This window comes from Rothia sp. HMSC076D04, assembly GCF_001814645.1.
Lineage (GTDB): Bacteria > Actinomycetota > Actinomycetes > Actinomycetales > Micrococcaceae > Rothia > Rothia mucilaginosa.
In genome coordinates, this window is record NZ_KV817369.1 from 409,231 (window position 1) to 429,281 (window position 20,051).

Sequence of the window (20,051 nt, forward strand, 5' to 3'; positions counted from 1 at the left end):
CCCTCACCTGTGAAAGGACACATGATGAGCACTCAGCCCACCCCCACTTTCGGTGCCTCCGGCGCGGAAGATATCACCCGCATCCCGGTGACCGGCAGCTCCCCGCGTGAGAACTATGAGGTTCTCATCGGCCACAACCTGCTCGGTAAAATCCCCGAAATTCTGGGCAACCGCACCAAGAAGGTGCTCGTGATTCACCCGCGTGCCCTGCGTTCCACCGGTGAGCTGGTCATGGAAGACCTGCGCGCCATGGGCTACGAATCGTTCAGCGCCGAAATCCCGGACGCTGAAGAGGCAAAGCACTACCAGGTGGCGGCGTTCTGCTGGCAGGTGCTCGGTCAGAACGACTTCACCCGCACCGACGCGATCATCTCCGTGGGTGGCGGCGCTATTACCGACGTTGCCGGCTTCGTCGCGGCAACCTGGCTGCGCGGCGTGCGCGTCATTCACATTCCGACCACCCTGCTCGGCATGGTGGACGCGGCTGTGGGCGGTAAGACCGGCATCAACACCGCCGAGGGTAAGAACCTGGTCGGCGCGTTTTGGCCGCCCGCTGCGGTGCTCTGCGAGATTGGCACCCTGCGCACGCTGCCCGAGCACGAGCTGCTGACCGGCATGGGTGAGGTCGTCAAGTGCGGCTTCATCGCAGACCCCGAAATTCTCGACCTGATCGAGGCGAACCCGAACGCCGTACGCGACTCGCAGTCCGCCGTGATGCGCGAGCTCATTGAGCGCAGCGTGCGCGTGAAGGCGGAGGTGGTCTCTGAGGACCTGCGCGAGTCCGGCCGCCGCGAAATCCTGAACTACGGCCACACCCTCGCCCACGCCATTGAGCGCAACGAGCGTTACCAGTGGCGTCACGGCGCGGCCGTTGCGGTGGGCATGGTCTACGCCGCGGAGCTGGCGCTGGCAACCGGCCACGCCGACGAGGAGCTCGTGGCGCGTACCCGCCGCATCCTCGAATCACTGGGCCTGCCCACCTCCTACAAGGCAGACGCATGGCCCCAGCTGCTTGAAGCAATGCGCCGCGACAAGAAGGCACGCGGCAACCTGCTGCGCTTCATCATTCTTGACGGTCTAGCTCGCCCGCGCGTCTACGAGGTGCCGGACGACTCAATCCTGTACATGACCTACCAGGAGATTACCGAGTAGGTGACGGGTCCCGTACAATCACCGGATGCACTCAGCGCGTGTTTGCTAATACGCGCCAGCCGGGCGGGGCGCCACAGAAAAAACTGTGGCGCCCCTGCTAGGCAAATTCGTGCGCATCCTGTAGAATGTACGGGACATATTTTTGCTCATTGAAAACTTAGCGCCTCGCCGGGTACCACTACGGCGTGAGCGTCGATGACACGAAGGAGAGCCCCATGGCATCCACTACCGATATTAAGAACGGCGCCGTCCTGAAGATTGACGGCAACCTCTGGTCCGTCGTAGAGTTCCAGCACGTTAAGCCCGGCAAGGGTGGCGCATTCGTCCGCACCAAGCTGCGCAACGTTACCTCCGGCAAGGTCGTCGACCGCACCTTCAACGCTGGCGCTAAGATCGAAACCGCAACCGTTGACCGCTCCGACTACCAGTACCTGTACCAGGACGGCGACGACTACGTCTTCATGGACATGAAGACCTACGACCAGATCAACGTTCCCGCAACCGTTGTCGGCGACGCAGCAAACTACATGCTCGAATCCCAGACCGCAACCATCGCAATGCACGAGGGTAGCCCCCTGTACATCGAGCTGCCCGCATCCGTGGTCCTCGAAATCACCTACACCGAGCCCGGCCTGCAGGGTGACCGCTCCACCGGCGGCACCAAGCCCGCAACCGTTGAGACCGGCTACGAGATCCAGGTTCCCCTGTTCCTGGAGACCGGCACCAAGGTCAAGGTTGACACCCGCACCGGTGAGTACCTCGGTCGCGTGAACGACTAATGAATTCGCGTACGAAAGCCCGATTGCGCGCCCTCGAAGTGCTCTTCGAGGCGGATCAGCGCAACGAAGATTATATTGAGGTACTCCGCCGCCGCCGACTGTACACGGTAGCGCAGATCTCTGCTTACTCTGAGGAAATCATTCGTGGCGTCCGCGACCACGACGAAGAGATCCGCGAGTTTGTTGAGACTTACGCCCGTGACTGGTCCTTCGAGCGTATGCCCGCCGTGGACCGTGCCGTGCTGCGTATTGGCACTTGGGAGCTTCTGTACAATGACGAAGTTCCGGATGCTGTCGCAATTTCTGAGGCTGTCGGTCTGGCGCGTGTGCTGTCCACGAATGAATCTCCGAAGTTCGTGAACGGTCTGCTGGATAAGCTCCGTCAGGTGAAGCCGACCCTGCTCGCGTAAGACGTCCCGCCGCGGCCTGCCCGCCAGCTTTTATGGCTGGTTGGTTTGTTGCCGTTGAGGATGCGCCCGCAGGGGAGCGTACGTGAAACCCCCGCCGTGCTGTAGTTCGCTACAGGACGGCGGGGGTTTTCTGTGTCTAGGTTGCGCTTGTCGTGTGCTCGGGTTTGGGATGCTGAGCCGGATGCGCTCGCAGGGTTTGGTGGTAGCAGCAATGGAGGCTTCACCGGACAACGCAGGCGGGGGAGTGCCCCCTCTGCGGCGCTGAGCGCCTTGAGGACGGAGCCCCCGCCCTGCGTGTCCGGTATGCGCCTCGTTTAGTATCACTACTCGCTTTGAGCGGATGCGGTCGCCCCGCGTGCCCGGTATGCGCCTCTATGCATACCTCAGATATGCCCTTGTCTGCACCGATATGAACGGAACATTGCCAAAGTGGACAAATAGTGAGCCGGGGTGTGTGCTCTGTGGATATATGTTAGGGTAATGGCATCAACCGATAACATTCCGCTGAATTCCACACGTTGTTGCGTGGATAATTCTGCGGTTTACACAACCACACACCAGAAAAGAACCAACAATGATGTTCAACCGTACTTCTATTGCCGCGCTCTCTGCGGCGATGATGCTCACCCTGTCCGCTTGTTCCGGCGGCGCGCAGGTCAACGCAGAATCGAGCGCTTCCACTTCCGCGAGCACTGAATCCGCAAGCGCCGAAGCTTCCGCAACCCCCACTCCTTCACCTACCCCGACCGGCCCGTCTGGCTCCGAGATTGTACTGGTTCGCCCGAGCGTGGACACCAATAATGATTCGAAGGAAGCTGAAAACGCGGCGCTTGTCGCAGCGTACGCCGTATTGGACCAGCATCTACGTGTTAAGAACGCATGGGTGCATGGAGATCTGGAGCATACCAGCGATGAGGAACTATTGCAGTATGTAGATAAGCGCATTCTTGAAAGCGTTAAAAAGCAGGTAGAGTCTATGCGTAAGCTCGCTGTATCCGCTCCTGTGGAAGGCGATATTGTTTTCCGTGATGTTCGCTTTCCCTCTATCTACAGTTTGGAGCACTCTGACGGTTCTAAGCCGTCGCAGCCTAACGCTGGTATAGCCATCACCTACTGTGAAGATACCAGCAATATTCGTATGTCTGACGGGCGTAGGCTGAACGCCAGCCAAACACGGAGGATTTTTATCGTTCGACGTGATGACGGGGCATATGTTCTCGGCAGTACCGATATTGAGCATGAAGGTTGTGACTATGAGGTAGACGAGGTTGTCTAACCTCCGCCCTTAATCTAATGGGACGCATATCGGGCACACGGGGAGGCTACCCCCGCCTGTGTTGCTCGATATGCGCCTCCAGCAGTCACCGTTTCATAGCCGTCTTTTGGCGGCACAACCACACACCAGAAAAGAACCAACAATGATGTTTAACCGTAGTTCTATTGCCGCGCTCTCGGCGGCAATGATGCTCACCCTGTCCGCATGTTCTGGCGGCTCGCAGGTCAACGCAGAATCGAGCGCATCCACTTCCGCGAGCGCTGAATCGGCAAGCGCCGAAGCTTCCGCAACTCCCACTCCTTCGCCTACCCCGACCGGTTCTGAGGTTGTCGAAATCCGTGCCGCCGTTGACACCACCGTTGACTCAGAAGAAGCACGAAAAGCTGCAGGAGAAGCTGCTAAGCAAGTGCTGGAACAGGACGTGCGCCTTCGGAATGCCTGGATGCAGGGGAACCTGGAACATACCAGTGAAAAGGATCTCGCTAAGTATATGGAACCGAAGGGCGTTAAAAGCACCCTGGATGGTTTTGCGGACTTACGTGAAACACTTCAGGAAGGGCCGTTCAGTGGGCAGATTGAAATCCGCGATGTAGAAGTAGTCGAAGTATCTGCCTCAACGGACCAAAACGGGCAGAGCACCCCTAACGCCGTTGTTCGTGTGCAGTATTGCGAAGACTGGGGAAGCCTTCGCTGGCCAACCGGCGAACCTATTGTTCTTGATGATTCTCTCGCAACAGAGGAAATGCGCGAGAACATTATGATTCGTCGACCTGACGGTGTGTTTGTGATTCAGAGTGGCCGCAAAGTTCAGGGTGACTGCAAGCCCTCGCAGCACTAACGCTTTCAGAAATGGGAAGGTACTTGAAGTACATCTGAGTGTGCTTCAACTACCTTCCCACTTCTATTTTTGGCCTCATGCTATAGACGTGCTTCTTCAATAGGTGCTTCTGATATCCCCGCAGCCCCCTCACCGTGAGCGGTCTCTCGCCGAACCTGAACGTAGCCTGTGAACTGTGGTACCCTACTAGAAGCACAAAACCTTTAAATCCGTCCCGTGAGGCGGGGAAGGAGACGGCTATGCCTGGGTCAACTGTACCCACATCCGGCGCGAATCAGGGGCGAAATCTAACCGCAGCCCCCCATTCGGCAACCCCTCAAAGCACCTCCGAGGACGCGACCACCGTCGGCCGCACCATCCTCAGCGAGGACGAAATCCGCCGCGCCCTCACCCGCATCGCCTACGAAATCATCGAAACCAATAAAGGCGTAGAAAACCTCGTACTCATCGGCATCCGCTCCCGCGGCGTGCCCCTTGCCGTACGACTCGCAGCCCGCATCCAAGCCATCGAGCCGAACTTCAACGCAGAAACACGAATCGGCGCCCTGGACATCACCGCCTACCGCGACGACCAGCGAACCGGCGGCACCACCTCCCCAGACACCGCAGGGGAAAGCATCATGCCCACCATCGGCATTGAAGGCAAAACCGTAGTCCTCGTTGACGACGTCCTCTACTCCGGCCGCACCGTACGCGCCGCCCTCGACGCACTCAACGCCCACGGACGACCCGCCCTCGTACGCCTGGCAGTCCTCGTAGACCGCGGACACCGGCAACTACCCATCCGCGCCGACCACGTGGGCAAAAACCTGCCCACCAGCGCCAGCGAAACCGTGCGCGTCGTACTGACTGAAACCGACAACGCAACAGACCGAGTTGACATTATCCAGCTGGGAGGGCTCTCATGAAGCATCTGCTCGACACCCGCGAACTAACCCGCGAAGAAGCCATCGAAATCCTCGACGTCGCCGACTACATGGCGCAGGTCAAAGCCGAAAACCGCACCCTCAACGTGCTCAACGGCAAGACCGTCGTCAACCTCTTCTTCGAGGACTCCACCCGAACCCGCCTCTCCTTCGAAGCCGCAGAGAAGCGCCTGGGCGCCGCCGTCACCAACTTCTCCGCATCTGGCTCCTCCCTGTCTAAGGGCGAGTCGCTCAAGGACACCGCGCAGACCCTCAAGGCCATCGGCGCGGACGCCTTCGTGATTCGCCACTCCGCCTCGGGCGCACCGCAGCGCCTGGCGGAGGCCGGCTGGACCGACATTCCCGTGCTCAACGCGGGCGACGGCACCCACGCGCACCCCACCCAGGCCCTGCTCGACGCCGTGTCCCTGCGCCAGTACAAGGCGGAACGCGACGGCCTGGACAGCCCCCGCGGCACCGACCTGTCCGGCATGCGCGTGCTCATTGTCGGCGACATCCTGCACTCGCGCGTGGCACGCTCCAACCTCTGGCTGCTGCACACCCTCGGCGCGCAGGTCGTCTTCGTCGCACCGCCGACCCTGCTGCCGCTGAACACCGCCTCCTGGGTTGAAGAAGCCGGCCTGGAAATCTTCCACGACTTCGACGAAGCCATCGCCACCAACCCCGACGCCGTCATGCTGCTGCGCATCCAGAAGGAACGCATGAACGCCGCGTACTTCCCCTCCGCAGAGGAGTACACCGACCTGTGGGGCCTGACCGCCGAACGCTTCGCAACCCTGCAGGCGCAGCCGCAGCCGGTCGCAATCCTGCACCCGGGCCCCATGAACCGCGGCCTGGAAATCTGCACCGAAGCCGCCGACGCCACCAACTCCTGGGTCCTGCGCCAGGTCAGCAACGGCGTGGCGCTGCGCATGGCGGTGCTCTACCTGCTTCTGACCGACGGCTCCAGCGCCAAGCTCTACGCCGGCGACGAATCCTAAACGACCTTCCTAACGAGAGGAACCAAAACCATGAGCAAGTACCTGATCAAGGGCGCAAGCCTCTACGGCGAAAAGGTCACCGACATCCTCATCGAGGACGGCGTGATTAGCCGCATCGCAGAGAACATTGACGCCGCAGACGCACAGGTCGTCGAGGCGGCAGGCCAGGTGGCGCTGCCCGGCCTGGTCGACATCCACACCCACCTGCGTCAGCCCGGCTACGAGGCATCCGAAACCGTCGAGACCGGCACCCGCGCAGCAGCCCTGGGCGGCTACACCGCAGTGTTCGCCATGGCAAACTCCATGCCCGTGGCAGACACCGCCGCAGTCGTTGAGCAGGTTGACCGCCTCGGCAAGGAATCCGCATGGTGCCGCGTGCAGCCCATCGGCGCAGTGACCGTGGGTCTGAAGGGTGAGCGCCTCTCCGACATTGGCGGCATGGCGAACTCCACCGCGAACGTGCGCGTGTTCTCTGACGACGGCATGTGCGTGTACGACCCCGCCGTGATGCGTCGCGCCCTCGAATACGTCAAGACCTTCGACGGCGTTATTGCGCAGCACGCGCAGGAGCCGCGCCTGACCGAAGGCGCCCAGATGAACGAAGGTAAGGTGTCCGCTGATCTGGGTCTGACCGGTTGGCCCGCCGTCGCTGAAGAGGCAATCATTGCCCGCGACGTGCTGCTGGCTGAGCACCTGGACTCCAAGCTGCACATCTGCCACCTGTCCACCAAGGGCTCCATTGAGGTTGTGCGCTGGGCTAAGTCCCGCGGCGTGCAGGTCACCGCGGAGGCAACCCCGCACCACCTGCTGCTCACCGACGAGACCGCACGCACCTACGACCCGGTGTTCAAGGTGAACCCGCCGCTGCGCACCGAAGAGGACGTTCTGGCGCTGCGTCAGGCTGTTGCTGACGGCATCATCGACGTGATTGGTACCGACCACGCACCGCACCCGGCAGAGACTAAGGAATGTGAGTGGGCGTGCGCCGCGAACGGCATGACCGGCCTGGAGCAGGCGCTGTCCATCATCCAGATGACCCTGGTTGACACCGGTATGATTACCTGGCGCGATGTGGCACGTATCCTCTCCGAGCAGCCCGCGAAGATTGGTCGCCTGGACCACGAGCAGGGCCGCCCGCTTGCCGAAGGCGAACCGGCCAACATTGTGCTGGTTGACCCGAAGGCAACCCGCGTGATTAAGCCGGAGGAGCAGGCAACCAAGGGTAAGAACAACCCCTACCGCGACATGGAGGTGCCCGGCTCGATTCGTGCAACCTTCTACGCTGGCCACCCGACCGTGCTGAACGGCGAGCTGGCAACCCCGCGCCGCTAACCCGCGAGGCGAACGTACGTGGTGACCGTGCCTGGCGGTGGTAGGTTTCGCGCCTGCCACCGCCTCGCCGGGAGCACCGCCCCCAACCTCACCAACCCAGGCCGAGATCATCGACCGAGACCCCAACCGAAAGAGAGAACCTTCGTGGGAAAGTTCCTGACCGCCGTCATCTGCATCGCCCTGGTCGCCCTGTGCATCTATGGCATGTGGCACGGATGGCGCTCGCGCCTGGCACGCCAGGCGAACATGTTCGGCTCCCTCAAGGAAGTTCCCGAACGCTACGAGGGTATGACCGCTGACGCCGCTTTCGAGGGCGAGTACGTCAGCACCACGATTTTCGGTAACTGGCTGGACCGCGTGGGTTTCGATTCGCTCGGCTTCAAGAGCAAGTCCACCCTGCTGATTTACCCGGACAGCATCATCTTCACCCGTAACGGCGCGAAGGACCTGTGGATTCCGGCGAAGAAGCTCGCAGTCATCACCACCGACCGAGGCATGGCCGGCAAGGTTGTGGAGAAGAACGGCCTGGTCGTGATTGGTTGGACCCTGGACGGTCACCGCGTGCAGACCGGCTTCCGCACCCGCTACGCCGAGGATAAGCAGGCGGTACTGCGAGAGCTGCGCCGCATCGCTCCGAACGCGGTGGATGCGCCCGAGAAGTGGGCGGCAGAACCGGAAGCCTAAATCCCGGTGTAATATCCCGGCGCAATATCGCGGTGTAATATCCCTGCGCACCCACCCCCAAGATTTTGCCCCACGGCAGGCGAACACCCGCCGAAGGCACCATAGACTACCCCGGAACCTGCACGGTAGAGGCCGTACAGGAAGCGGGGGAGAACACCAGAGAAAAGGAAGAAGAGCATGACTGACATGACACGATCCGGCGCCCTGCGTACGGACCGCGCGCTGCTCGTCCTGGAGGACGGCACCGTCTACCGCGGCTATGGCTACGGCGCAACCGGCGCGTCCCTGGGCGAGGCGGTTTTCTCGACCGGTATGACCGGCTACCAGGAAACCCTGACCGACCCCTCCTACGCGGGTCAGATTGTGGTTCAGACCGCTCCCCATATCGGCAATACCGGCGTGAACACCACCGACGCTGAGTCCCGCAAGATTTGGGTTGCCGGCTACGTGGTTCGCGACGCAGCACGCGTGGCATCCAACTGGCGTTCTGAGCGCACCCTCGACGAAGAGCTCATCGAACAGGGCATCGTCGGTATTCAGGGCATTGACACTCGCGCCCTGACCCGCCGCCTGCGTTCGAGCGGTTCGATGCGTGCGGGCGTGTTCTCCGGTGAGCACGCAGAACGCCCCGAAGCTGAACTGCTGGAGGAGGTGCGCGCCTCCGAGCCGATGGCTGGCCGTAAGCTCGCCGACTCCGTTTCGGTTGACACCGCCTACACCGTTGAGCCGCACCAGTTCAACTGGTTCGCACCCCCGGTCGCAACCATTGTCGCCCTGGACCTGGGCATTAAGTCGATGACCCCGCAGCGTTTCGCTGAGCGTGGCGTGCGCGTGCACGTGCTGCCCGCAAGCGCAACCCTCGAGGACATCTACTCCCACAACCCCGACGGCGTGTTCTTCTCCAACGGCCCCGGTGACCCGGCAACCGCTGACGAGCAGGTTGAGCTGCTGCAGGGCGTGCTGCGTAAGGGCACCCCGTTCTTCGGCATCTGCTTCGGTAACCAGCTGCTCGGTCGCGCCCTGGGCTTCGGCACCTACAAGCTGCCCTTCGGCCACCGCGGCATCAACCAGCCGGTCATGGACAAGACCACCGGCAAGGTCGAAATCACCGCGCAGAACCACGGCTTCGCTGTGGACGCGCCGATTGGCGACTACGTGACCGCACCGAACGCCGAGTTCGGTCAGGTCATGGTCTCCCACGTGGGTCTGAACGACAACGTGGTTGAGGGCCTGACCTGTAAGGATATCCCCGCGTTCTCCGTGCAGTACCACCCCGAGGCTGCCGCGGGCCCGCACGATTCCGCCTACCTCTTTGACCGTTTCATCGACCTGATGGTCGCAACCAAGACTGCAAAGGAAGCATAAATGCCTCGTCGTACTGACCTTAATAGCGTCCTCGTCATCGGTTCCGGCCCCATCGTCATCGGTCAGGCAGCGGAATTTGACTACTCCGGCACTCAGGCGCTGCGCGTGCTGAAGGAGGAGGGCGTGCGCGTCATCCTCGTGAACTCGAACCCGGCAACCATCATGACCGACCCCGAGTTCGCGGACGCCACCTACATTGAACCCATCACCCCCGAGGTGATTGAGAAGATCATCGAGAAGGAAAAGCCGGACGCAATCCTGCCGACCCTGGGTGGTCAGACCGCACTGAACGCGGCAATCTCCCTGGATGAGCGCGGCGTGCTCTCCAAGTACAATGTTGAGCTGATCGGCGCGAACATTGAGGCGATTAACCTCGGTGAGGACCGTGAAGCATTCAAGGGCGTGGTGGAGCGCGCCGGCGGCGAGTCTGCACGCTCGGTGATTGTTCACTCCATGCCGGAGGCGCTGGAAGCCGCTAAGGAGCTGGGCTACCCGATGGTGGTCCGCCCCTCCTTCACCATGGGTGGTCTCGGCTCGGGTATGGCGTACAACGAGGAAGACCTCTACCGTATTGCCGGTGCCGGTATTCAGTACTCGCCGACCAGCGAGGTCCTGCTGGAGGAGTCCATCCTCGGCTGGAAGGAATACGAGCTGGAGATGATGCGTGACACCAACGACAACGTCGTGGTCGTCTGCTCCATCGAAAACTTCGACCCCGTGGGCGTGCACACCGGTGACTCCATCACCGTGGCACCCGCGTTGACCCTGACCGACCGTGAGTTCCAGAAGCTGCGCGACATCGCGATCAACGTGATTCGTGAGGTTGGCGTGGACACCGGTGGTTGTAACATCCAGTTCGCGATTGACCCGAAGACCGGCCGCATCATCGTCATTGAGATGAACCCGCGCGTGTCTCGTTCCTCGGCGCTCGCGTCGAAGGCTACCGGCTTCCCGATTGCGAAGATTGCGACCAAGCTGTCCCTGGGTTACACCCTGGATGAGATTCCGAACGATATCACCCAGAAGACCCCGGCATCCTTCGAGCCGACCCTCGACTACGTGGTTGTGAAGGTTCCGCGCTTCGCGTTTGAGAAGTTCCCGGCTGCTGACCCGACCCTGACCACCACCATGAAGAGTGTTGGCGAGGCTATGGCTCTGGGCCGTAACTTCACTGAGGCTCTGCAGAAGGCGATGCGTTCGCTGGAGCAGAAGGGTGCGTCCTTCTCGTTCAAGCCGCTGTCCCTGTCTGAGGCTGAGCTGGCTGAGCTGATTGAGAAGACTAAGGTTGCGACCACTCAGCGTATTTACCAGGTTCAGCAGGCTCTGCTGGCTGGCGCTACCGTGGAGCAGCTGCACGAGGCGACCAAGATTGACCCGTGGTTCCTGGATCAGCTGGTGCTGCTGAATGAGGTTGCTGGCGTGGTTCACGCTAAGCGTGACAACCTTGACCCGGAGACCCTGAAGCTGGCTAAGCGTCACGGTTTCTCGGACGCTCAGATTGCTGAGATTATCGGCTCTTCTGAGGATGTTGTGCGCGGTGTTCGCCACGCTCTGGGTATCCGCCCGGTCTTCAAGACTGTTGACACCTGTGCTGCCGAGTTTGAGGCGTTCACTCCGTACCATTACTCCTCCTACGACCTGGAGGATGAGGTTGCGCACCACGAGAAGCCCTCGATCATGATTCTGGGTTCGGGTCCGAACCGTATCGGTCAGGGTATCGAGTTCGACTACTCCTGTGTGCATGCTTCGCTGGTGCTGCGTTCGCTCGGTTACGAGACTGTCATGGTCAACTGCAACCCTGAGACGGTTTCGACTGACTACGATATTTCGACTCGCCTGTACTTCGAGCCGCTCACCCTTGAGGATGTGCTTGAGATTGTTGAGTCGGAGCGTCGTACCGGCGGTCTGATGGGCGTGTTCGTTCAGCTGGGCGGTCAGACTCCGCTGAAGCTGGCTCGTGCCCTGAAGGATGCGGGCGTACCGATTCTGGGCACCACCCCCGAGGCTATTGACCTGGCTGAGGACCGCGGCGAGTTCTCCCGCGTGCTGGAGGAGGGCGGCCTGATTTCGCCCAAGAACGGTACCGCGTTCACTTTCGAGGGTGCTAAGCGCATCGCTGACGAGATTGGTTACCCGGTTCTGGTTCGTCCTTCGTACGTGCTGGGCGGCCGTGGCATGGAAATCGTCTACGATGAGGCGAACCTGGCACGCTACCTGGAGAACGCTACCGAGGTTTCGCCTTCGCAGCCTGCTCTGATTGATAAGTTCCTTGAGGACGCTATCGAGATTGACGTTGACGCCCTGTTCGACGGCGAGGAGCTGTACTTGGGCGGCGTCATGGAGCACATTGAGGAAGCCGGTATTCACTCGGGTGACTCTTCTTGTACTCTGCCTCCGATTACTCTCGGCCCGGACATCATCGCGAAGGTGAAGGACGCTACCGAGAAGATTGCTCGCGGCACCGGTGTGCGCGGTCTGATTAACATTCAGTTCGCGTACGTGTCTGAGAACCTGTACGTGATTGAGGCGAACCCGCGTGCCTCTCGTACTGTTCCGTTCGTGTCGAAGGCTACCGGCGTGCAGATGGCTAAGGCTGCTGTGCTGATTGGTCTGGGCAAGAGCATTGCGGAGCTGAAGGCTGAGGGCTACCTGCCGTCGAACATGGATGGCGCGTCCCTGCCTGAGGAGACCGCGATTGCTGTGAAGGCTGCGGTTCTGCCGTTCGCTCGTTTCCGTACCCCGGAGGGTGTTGTGGTGGATTCGCTGCTGAGCCCGGAGATGCGTTCGACCGGTGAGGTCATGGGTCTGGATAAGCACTATGACACCGCGTTCGCGAAGGCTCAGGCTGGTGCTGGTTCGCCGCTGCCGACCTCCGGTAAGGTGTTCATTTCGGTGGCTAACCACGATAAGCGTAACGTCATTATTTACGCGAAGATGCTGGAGTCGCTGGGCTTTGAGATCGTTTCGACCGGTGGTACCGCTGAGATTCTGCGCCGTAACGGCCTGAACTCGGTGATTGTGGCTTCGAAGTTCGCTGAGGCGAATGGCGACCACTCGATTGTGGACATGGTCCGCAACGGTGACATTGACCTGATTCTGAACACCCCTGCCGGTGGTGCTGCTCGTAGCGATGGTTACGAGATTCGTGCCGCTGCGGTTTCGGTGGGCTGCCCGGTCATGACTACCATTTCTGAGTTCGCTGCGGCTGTTCAGGCGATTAATGCTCTGCGTGAGCACAGCTGGGACATCATGAGCCTGCAGGAGCACGGCGTTCAGCTGGCTGCCGCTGTGGATGCTCGTTCCGAGGGTGGCGAGGCGTAATGTCCGCTGCTTTTGGTGATCGTCTGGCGAAGGCGATGGCGGAGCGCGGCCCGCTGTGTGTGGGTATTGACCCGCATCCGAACCTGCTGGAGCAGTGGGGTCTTGAGGATTCTGCTGCCGGTCTGGCTGTTTTTACTGAGGCGGTCTATGAGGGTTGCGCCCCGTTTGCGGCGGCGTTGAAGCCTCAGGTGGCGTTGTTTGAGCGTCACGGTTCGGCTGGTCTTGCTGTGCTGGAGGCGCTGTTTGCCCGCGCTGCCGCTGATGGTGTGCTGATTGTTGCTGACGCTAAGCGCGGCGATATTGGTTCGACCATGAAGGCGTACGCGGATGCGTGGCTCGGCTCGTCTTCGCCGCTGGGTACCGATTCGGTGACTTTGAGCCCGTATCTGGGCTTTGAGTCGCTGCGTCCGGCGCTGGATTTGGCTGATGAGAATGACCGCGGCACGTTCGTGTTGGCGTTGACCTCGAACCCTGAGGGTAAGAGCGTTCAGCACGTGGGCGCGTCGGAGTCTGGTCATTCTGGCGAGTCTGGGGGCGCTGTGGCTAAGCGTATTATCGCTGCGGCTACCGCTGAGAATGCTTCCCGCCAGTGGGAGCAGATGGGCCCGTGCGGTCTGGTGGTTGGCGCGACTGTTGGTCAGGCGCTGGTTGATTTGGGTATTGACCTGAGCGTGTTCAACGGCCCGATTCTGTCGCCGGGTTATGGTGCGCAGGGCGCTTCGGCGGCTGATCTGTACCGCGTGTTTGCGGGCGTTGAGTCGCAGGTGTTGGTGAATTCCAGCCGTGGCGTACTGGCTGCTGGCCCGTCGGTTGAGGGTTTGGCTCAGGCTGCGCAGGCGGCTCGTGATGACCTGTTGGCGGCTCGCGGCGCATAGTTCGCGTGTTGTGTGAGAGGGGCGTGTGCTCCGGGTGGATTCTGTTGAGGATCTGCTCGGGGTGTGCGCCCCTTTTGCGTACCTCCTGTGTGCGCCTGTTTTATCGCAATTTTTGGGTACATCCGCATGCATAATTTTGCCACTGCCCGCTCGCGCCGATGCGAGTTTGCTCACCTCTGTAGTGGGGGAGTGCGCCTGCTCTTTGAGGTGCGTGCGTGGTTCCACTTTTGATAGGGCGAATACTCCGCTATGCTATAGGGGTACTCCCTGATATTTACGTGCTGACGTGCGTAGACGCATTGTTGGTGCGAGGGTGAGTGCCACGGGTGGAACGAGGGTTCTCGTGCTATCCGTGTTACATTAGTTGATAAGTAAAATTCTATAACTCGCAGAAATGGGGGACCCAACCATGCCGCTGACTCCGCTAACTGAGGATGCGCGCGCCTCCGCCCGCGAGAAGGCAGTACTTGCCCGAGCACACCGCCAGGAAATTAAGCGTGCACTGAGTGACCGTGAACTTTCCGTGCGTCAGGTGCTCGATATGGTCGATTCCGACCCTGCACTGGCTAAAATGCCGGTGGGGCAGATGCTGCGCGCACTTCCGGGCATTGGTGCCGTTCGAGCTGAACGCATCATTGAAGAACTTCATATTGCACCGACTCGCCGCCTTGGCGGCCTGGGTGTACACCAGCGTCGCAAGATGGTGGAGTACTTCAACCGTAATTCGCGGTATTTGAACCGTGCACGTCGCAGGACTAATACTCTGCCTCCTGAATCTTCTCAGTCCTAATACCTCGTGCCTTCAGCCGATGAAGGCGCAGTAAGGAAGCTATGTCTCAGCCGACTCTCACCGTACTGGCTGGCCCCACTGCTGTTGGCAAGGGTACGGTGTGCCAGTACATTCGTGAGAACTACCCGAACGTGTGGTTCTCTGTTTCCGCTACCACTCGTGATCCTCGCCCCGGTGAGGTTGACGGTACTCACTACTATTTCGTTTCGATGGAAGAGTTTGACCAGATGATTGCTGACGGTCAGATGCTTGAGTACGCTGTGGTGCACGGTAAGAACAAGTACGGTACTCCGCGCGCTAAGGTCCAGGAGGCCCTGGATGCTGGCCGCCCGGTGATCCTTGAGATTGACCTGCAGGGTGCTCGCCAGATTCGCGAGACCATGCCTGATGCTCGCCTGATTTTCTTGGCTCCTCCGAGCTGGGATGAGCTGGTGTCGCGTCTGGTGGGTCGAGGTACCGAGAGTGAGCAGGAGCAAGCTCGTCGCCTTGAAACCGCGAAGGTTGAGCTGGCTGCTGAGAAGGAATTTGACGTCACGGTCGTCAACGACTCTGTTGAGCGTGCAGCGAAGGAGATTGCTGAGCTGATTGGCGCCGCCTAATCTGCATGCTTTGCGTTTGCGGTGGGGCTAGAGTTTCTTCCGACCTGTAGTTCTGCCGTGAGGCGTTGTGAAAGGTGGGGGTTTCGAAGAGTTTTCTTCGGGCCCCCACCTTTTTGTATGGGCTGACATTTTTTGTCCGGGCTGGTACGTGCGTTTTAGCCGTTGAGAGGGTAGAATAGTTCTTTAGTTTTGACCGTGCCCTCAGTGCGCCCGGTTTGCGCCATAGCGCGAACGGTGCACGGGCGCGTTCGGTACGTACATTCCATCAAGCTATTTGGAGTTTTTAGTGGCAAACGAAATCAAGGAACACGAGGACTACAACTTCGTTGACGGTGTCGCTCCCGAGGGCATCGTGAGCCCCAGCGCTGACGCGCTGATTGAGAAGGCGGAGTCCAAGTACGGCCTGGTGATTTTCGGTGCCCGCCGTGCACGCCAGATTAACGCGTACTACGCTAACCTGCAGGACAATACTGCTGCGCACGTTGGCCCGCTGGTTGACGCTGAGTCGAATGAGAAGTCCCTGTCGGTGGCAATGCGTGAAATCATTGCTGACCGTGTTGTGGCGGAGCACCGCCCGGACGCTAAGTTCGACGAGGACGGCTACCCGGTTCCCGAGGATCTGTCCGCTGTGATTGATTTCAGCGCGGCTGAGTTCTCTGGCGCTATCGAGGAGGAGTACATCCCCGCAGGTAGCGAAGAGGTTATTGCTATCGAAGAGGTTATCCTCGACGAGTCCGCTGAGTAATCTGCTTCTACAAGGATTCTTTGACGTACCATGCGCATTATCGTTGGTATTGGAGGGGGCATTGCTGCGTACAAGGCGGCGATGCTCCTTCGTCTTTTTGCGAAGAATGGCGACGAGGTAATCGCCATGCCCACCCCGAACGCGACGAAGTTCGTGGGTGTTCCCACTCTGGAGGCGCTGAGCGGCAACCCCGTCTCAACGGACGTGTTTGACCGTGTGCCGGAGGTGAACCACGTGCGTCAGGCTGAACAGGCTGACGCCGTGGTGATTGCCCCGGCGACTGCTGATTTGCTGGCTCGTTTGGCGGCTGGTCGTACGGATGATCTGTTGTCCTCTACGGTGTTGACGACGCACGCCCCGGTGATTTTGGCGCCGGCGATGCACACCCAGATGTGGGAGCATCCGGCGACTCAGGCGAATGTGCAGACTCTGCGTTCGTGGGGTTATCACGTGATTGAGCCTGCGATTGGGCGTTTGACGGGCCCGGATTCTGGTCCGGGCCGCATGCCTGAGCCGGAGGATATTTTCGCGGTGGCTCAGGATGTGATTGCGCGCTTCCCGAAGGGTCAGGTGCACCCGGTGTACACGCCCGGTTACGCGCCGACTGAGCCCCTGTACACGGGTACGGAGCAGGAGCGTATGGCGGCGGCACGTGCGGCGACGCTGACTTCGGCACTGCTGGGTCAGGGTGATTCAGGCCAGGGTGAACCCAGCCAGGCAACTGGCGCATCCGAATCGCTGCGTGGTCCTCTGGCCGGCCGCCTCGTGGTCATTACCGCTGGCGGCACCCGCGAGGCGCTGGACCCGGTACGCTTCCTCGGCAACCGTTCGACCGGCAAGCAGGGTGTGGCGCTCGCGGAGGCGGCACGCGACCTGGGTGCGACCGTGCACCTGATCGGTGCGAACCTTGAGGTTCCCGCGCCGGAGGGTGTGCAGGTGACCCGCGTGGTGAGCGCCCTGGAGCTGCGTGAGGCAACCCTGGAGGCGAGCACGGCGGCGGATGTGCTGATCATGTCTGCGGCGGTGGCTGATTTTAGGCCCGCCGAGTTTGCCGAGTTCAAGATTAAGAAGAGCGCCGATTCTGAGGATGCGCCGGTGATTCATCTGGTGCGCAACCCGGATATTCTGCGTGAGGTCGTGGTGCGCCGCCAGCAGGCTCGTGAGGCGGGGGAGAGTACCCTCGGTCCGAAGCTCATTGTTGGTTTTGCGGCGGAGACCGGTTCGGCGGAGAAGACTCCGTTGGAGCTGGGTCGTGAGAAGCTGCAGCGTAAGGGCACGGACTTCTTGGCGGTCAATACGGTGGGCGTGAATCGTGGTTTCGGCACGGACGATAACACGATTACGTTGCTGTCGACCCTGAATGATGAGGCGCCGGTGTTCTCCGGTTCGAAGAAGGAACTGTCGGTGCGCCTGCTGGAGCATGTGGCGGCTTTCCTGCCTGAGCTTTCTGCCTGAGTTTTCTACATAAGGCAACCTGGCGTATCCGCGTAAAGTATTCGGAGCGTTTATAGTGTGGAGCCCGTGCGGTACTTCCTGTGGGAGGTATCGTGCGGGCTTTGCTGTACCCTCCGTAGCTCTGCCGCCTGCCTCTTTCTGTAGACCCCTCGGGGAGCATTATGTGCAAGCACTTGTGATGCGGGTTTCTTTCTTCTGGGGTTCCTTCTGGGGTTCCGCCGGGGGAGCATCTCATATTTCTGTCATAGTGGTGAAATTTCTGACCGTACCCCTGAACCGTCAGATAAAGGTCTAGTATCATGGCATAGAGAGTATTTCGCGTTGAAGGGGAAGAAGCACCATGCCCGAGAATCAGAGCAAGCCCGCCACGGTACAGCCCGCCCAGAGTGAGGAGCGTCCTCAGATTCTGGTGATCACCGGTATTTCCGGTGCAGGCCGCAGCACCGTCGCAAACGTACTGGAGGATGAGGGCTGGTACGTTATCGATAACATCCCGCCGCAGATGCTCGGTTCCCTGGCTGATTTGGTGACCCGCGACGGTGCGCGAGTGCCGAAGGTGGCGCTCGGTATTGACGTCCGCGCCCGCGCCCTGTTCTCTGATTTGCCCGCTGCAATTGAGACTTTGCGCAAGTCCGATATTGACTTCTCCATGCTCTTCCTTGACGCCAAGGACGAGACCATTATTGCCCGCTACGAGGCTCAGCGCCGCCCGCACCCGCTGCAGGGTGAGGGCCGCGTCCTCGACGGTATCCGCGCTGAACGCACTCTCTTCGAAGGTCTGCGCCTCGCTTCTGACCGCACCATTGACACCACCGGCATGAACGTGCACGAGCTGGCTCGTACCGTGCGTGAAATGTTCGCTGAGGGTGCGGATAAGAAGCTGAACCTGACCGTGATGAGCTTCGGCTTCAAGTACGGTGCGCCTTCGGACGCTAACTACATGGCTGATATGCGTTTCATCCCGAACCCGCATTGGGTTCCGGAGTTGCGCCCCCTGACCGGTCAGGACACCCCGGTGCGCGACTACGTGCTGGAGCACGCCGGCACCGAGGAGTTCATCAGCAACTACCTTGCGGCTCTTCGCCCCGTGCTTGAGGGCTACCGCCGTGAGGGTAAGTACTACGCCACCATCGCAATTGGCTGCACCGGTGGTAAGCATCGTTCCGTGGCTGTGACGGAGGAACTGGCTCGTCGTCTCTCTGCTTTCGGTGAGCTGAACGTGAATGTTCAGCACCGTGACAAGGGCCGCGAGTAAGTTTTTCCCGGCGCGTCCCAACCACCGCGCCGTGTTTCATTAGCCGCCGTCCGGCCCCGCACCCGTGGGGCCGGCATACCATTCCTTCCGGGTATGTGAGGTATTACTATGTCCACCCATTCGACCAGTTATGACACTCAGGGTATTCCGCGCCTGCCGGCTCTGCCGACTCAGGCGTTGCGCCTGTTGAAGACCACGCACCGTTCGCCGAAGGTCACGGCGATGGGCGGTGGCCACGGGCTGTACGGTTCCCTGTCTGCGCTTCGCCACGTCACGCCTGATTTGACGGCTGTTGTGACGGTTGCTGACGATGGCGGTTCGTCGGGTCGTTTGCGTGAGGAGATGGGTATTCTCCCTCCGGGGGACTTGCGTATGGCGCTTTCTGCGCTGTGTGATGACACCGATTGGGGTCGCACGTGGCGTGATGTGATGCAGCATCGTTTTAGCGCGCCCGAGGGGTACGAGGGCGAGTTCCCGCTGGATTATCACGCGCTCGGTAACCTGCTGATTGCTACTCTCTGGCAGCTGCTGGATGACCCGGTTGCGGGTCTGGACTGGGCGGGTGCGCTGCTGAATGCGCGCGGCCGCGTGCTGCCGATGGCGTTGGATCCGATGGTCATTTACGGCACCGTGCTGCGTGAGCATAACGGCGGCGGTATTGAGCGCGTGAAGGTGGTCGGCCAGGTGAACCTCTCTAAGGAGGAGCGCGTTCACGATATCGGTTTGACCCCTGAGAATGCTCGCCCCTGCCCGGAGGCGCTCTCCGCCATTGAGGAGTCCGACTGGATTGTTTTGGGTCCGGGTTCGTGGCGTACGTCGGTTCTGCCGCATCTGCTGCTGGACGCTCAGCGTGAGGCGATTATTCGCACGGAGGCGCGCCGTTGCGTGGTCATGAACCTCTCCGACGATAAGGAGACGGTCGGCTTCACCCCGGCGACTCACCTGGACCTGTTGCGCCAGTACGCCCCGAAGCTGCACCTCGACGCCGTAATTGCTGACGCTGACATGCAGGCTGATCACCGTTCCGAGCTGGAGCGTGAGGCTTCCGCAATGGGCGCGAAGGTTGTGTGGGCGCATCTGCGTTCGTCCGCTCAGCCGAATGTGCACGACCCGCTGAAGCTTGCGGCCGCGTATAACGAAGCGTTTGAGCTGAGCGCATAGCGCTTCGGCTGGCGCATCCTAACGCTCAATCCTCACCGGCTTGCTTCACCGCGTATCTGCGGTGTGAGTCCGGTTGTTGCGCGCGCCTCTCCCGCATTTCCCCGAATT

Annotated in this window: 18 protein-coding genes; all 18 read left to right on the top strand. The window is 60.6% G+C overall.

Annotated elements, in window-relative coordinates; all coding sequences use genetic code 11:
* The first annotated feature begins 24 nt into the window (after positions 1-24).
* The 18 genes from aroB to yvcK all read left to right on the top strand — a co-directional run bounded on the left by aroB (position 25) and on the right by yvcK (position 19,943).
* Positions 25-1,152: a 3-dehydroquinate synthase gene (gene aroB / locus HMPREF2980_RS06045; protein WP_049341917.1), complete on the top strand. Its 1,128-nt coding sequence runs from the start codon at positions 25-27 to the stop codon at positions 1,150-1,152.
* Positions 1,153-1,367: 215 nt separating this feature from the next.
* Positions 1,368-1,931, top strand: a complete 564-nt coding sequence (efp, locus tag HMPREF2980_RS06050) for an elongation factor P (protein WP_005505932.1) — start codon at positions 1,368-1,370, stop codon at positions 1,929-1,931.
* Positions 1,931-2,341 carry a transcription antitermination factor NusB gene (gene nusB / locus HMPREF2980_RS06055; protein WP_005505934.1) on the top strand — a complete coding sequence of 137 codons (411 nt, stop codon included), beginning with the start codon at positions 1,931-1,933 and terminating at the stop codon, positions 2,339-2,341. The genes efp and nusB overlap by 1 nt, the downstream gene beginning before the upstream one ends.
* Before the next feature lie 574 nt (positions 2,342-2,915).
* Positions 2,916-3,617, top strand: coding sequence for a hypothetical protein (locus tag HMPREF2980_RS06060; RefSeq protein ID WP_070738471.1), 702 nt, complete (start codon positions 2,916-2,918; stop codon positions 3,615-3,617).
* Positions 3,618-3,759: 142 nt separating this feature from the next.
* Complete coding sequence (locus HMPREF2980_RS06065) at positions 3,760-4,455, top strand: methyl coenzyme M reductase subunit gamma (protein WP_239664819.1); 696 nt, start codon at positions 3,760-3,762, stop codon at positions 4,453-4,455.
* Positions 4,456-4,694: 239 nt separating this feature from the next.
* Positions 4,695-5,363 (top strand): bifunctional pyr operon transcriptional regulator/uracil phosphoribosyltransferase PyrR, encoded by a 669-nt coding sequence (gene pyrR, locus HMPREF2980_RS06070; protein ID WP_049345471.1) that lies wholly within the window; start codon positions 4,695-4,697, stop codon positions 5,361-5,363.
* The gene (locus HMPREF2980_RS06075) at positions 5,360-6,361 is read left to right on the top strand and encodes an aspartate carbamoyltransferase catalytic subunit (protein WP_070690798.1); all 1,002 of its coding nucleotides are present in this window, start codon (positions 5,360-5,362) and stop codon (positions 6,359-6,361) included. Before pyrR ends, HMPREF2980_RS06075 begins: the two co-directional genes overlap by 4 nt.
* A gap of 30 nt (positions 6,362-6,391) precedes the next feature.
* Positions 6,392-7,693 (top strand): dihydroorotase, encoded by a 1,302-nt coding sequence (locus HMPREF2980_RS06080; protein ID WP_070690801.1) that lies wholly within the window; start codon positions 6,392-6,394, stop codon positions 7,691-7,693.
* A gap of 144 nt (positions 7,694-7,837) precedes the next feature.
* On the top strand, positions 7,838-8,377 hold the full coding sequence (locus HMPREF2980_RS06085; RefSeq protein ID WP_005508722.1) for a PH-like domain-containing protein: 540 nt from the start codon (positions 7,838-7,840) through the stop codon (positions 8,375-8,377).
* 177 nt (positions 8,378-8,554) lie between these two features.
* Positions 8,555-9,742 carry a glutamine-hydrolyzing carbamoyl-phosphate synthase small subunit gene (gene carA, locus HMPREF2980_RS06090; protein WP_049327218.1) on the top strand — a complete coding sequence of 396 codons (1,188 nt, stop codon included), beginning with the start codon at positions 8,555-8,557 and terminating at the stop codon, positions 9,740-9,742.
* A complete protein-coding gene (gene carB, locus HMPREF2980_RS06095) occupies positions 9,743-13,063 on the top strand; it encodes a carbamoyl-phosphate synthase large subunit (RefSeq protein ID WP_005508717.1) in 3,321 nt (1,106 codons plus the stop codon). It begins immediately after the preceding gene.
* A complete protein-coding gene (gene pyrF, locus HMPREF2980_RS06100; RefSeq protein WP_049350069.1) occupies positions 13,063-13,938 on the top strand; it encodes an orotidine-5'-phosphate decarboxylase in 876 nt (291 codons plus the stop codon). The genes carB and pyrF overlap by 1 nt, the downstream gene beginning before the upstream one ends.
* 409 nt (positions 13,939-14,347) lie before the next feature.
* Positions 14,348-14,728, top strand: coding sequence for an integration host factor, actinobacterial type (gene mihF, locus HMPREF2980_RS06105; RefSeq protein WP_005505949.1), 381 nt, complete (start codon positions 14,348-14,350; stop codon positions 14,726-14,728).
* 41 nt (positions 14,729-14,769) lie between these two features.
* The gene (gmk, locus tag HMPREF2980_RS06110) at positions 14,770-15,327 is read left to right on the top strand and encodes a guanylate kinase (protein WP_005505951.1); all 558 of its coding nucleotides are present in this window, start codon (positions 14,770-14,772) and stop codon (positions 15,325-15,327) included.
* A gap of 286 nt (positions 15,328-15,613) precedes the next feature.
* Positions 15,614-16,072 carry a DNA-directed RNA polymerase subunit omega gene (gene rpoZ, locus HMPREF2980_RS06115; protein ID WP_005508713.1) on the top strand — a complete coding sequence of 153 codons (459 nt, stop codon included), beginning with the start codon at positions 15,614-15,616 and terminating at the stop codon, positions 16,070-16,072.
* A 30-nt stretch (positions 16,073-16,102) separates the two neighbouring features.
* A complete protein-coding gene (locus HMPREF2980_RS06120; RefSeq protein ID WP_070690804.1) occupies positions 16,103-17,527 on the top strand; it encodes a bifunctional phosphopantothenoylcysteine decarboxylase/phosphopantothenate synthase in 1,425 nt (474 codons plus the stop codon).
* A gap of 340 nt (positions 17,528-17,867) precedes the next feature.
* The gene (gene rapZ / locus HMPREF2980_RS06125; RefSeq protein WP_049356891.1) at positions 17,868-18,782 is read left to right on the top strand and encodes an RNase adapter RapZ; all 915 of its coding nucleotides are present in this window, start codon (positions 17,868-17,870) and stop codon (positions 18,780-18,782) included.
* Positions 18,783-18,890: 108 nt separating this feature from the next.
* Positions 18,891-19,943 (top strand): gluconeogenesis factor YvcK family protein, encoded by a 1,053-nt coding sequence (gene yvcK, locus HMPREF2980_RS06130; protein WP_070690807.1) that lies wholly within the window; start codon positions 18,891-18,893, stop codon positions 19,941-19,943.
* Positions 19,944-20,051: the final 108 nt, after the last annotated feature.